Annotated in this window: 1 protein-coding gene; it reads right to left on the bottom strand. The window is 61.1% G+C overall.

Annotated elements, in window-relative coordinates:
• Positions 1-393, bottom strand: a 393-nt coding sequence (locus tag K9B32_RS28890; protein ID WP_224568817.1) for a hypothetical protein, incomplete at both ends; no start/stop codon positions are given.

Genomic DNA, 393 nt, shown 5'->3' with positions numbered 1-393 from the left:
TGGTCGATGTTGTCCTTCAGCGTGAAGACATAGCCGCCGCTGCTCTGGTCGGACAAGGTCACGGTGAACACGACGCGACCGTCGGACGACTTCGCCGTCAGTTCCGTGTGATCTTCGTTGAAGGAGTAGGTGATCGGCTTGCCGTTCGAACTCAGACCTTCCGGCGCTGTCAAGCCGGACGTGAAAGCGACCGAACGGTCGGCAATGCCGCCGTTGTTGTCGTCCGCGCCCCAGGAGATATTCAGATGTCCATGCTGGACCGTCTTTCCCGGCCAGCCCATGTCGTTGCCGTGCGGCAGGTCGTCTTCGTTGACGGATTCCGACTCCGGCTCGCCGATGACCGGCTGATCGTCGACGACATTGACGGTGAAGGTGTTCGACGCGGTGTCGCCA

Origin of the sequence: Rhizobium sp. 3T7 (assembly GCF_020166565.1) — a bacterium.
Taxonomy (GTDB): domain Bacteria; phylum Pseudomonadota; class Alphaproteobacteria; order Rhizobiales; family Rhizobiaceae; genus Rhizobium.
The sequence above is the reverse complement of the archived record's forward strand: the minus strand, read 5'-3'. Positions and strand labels throughout refer to the sequence as shown.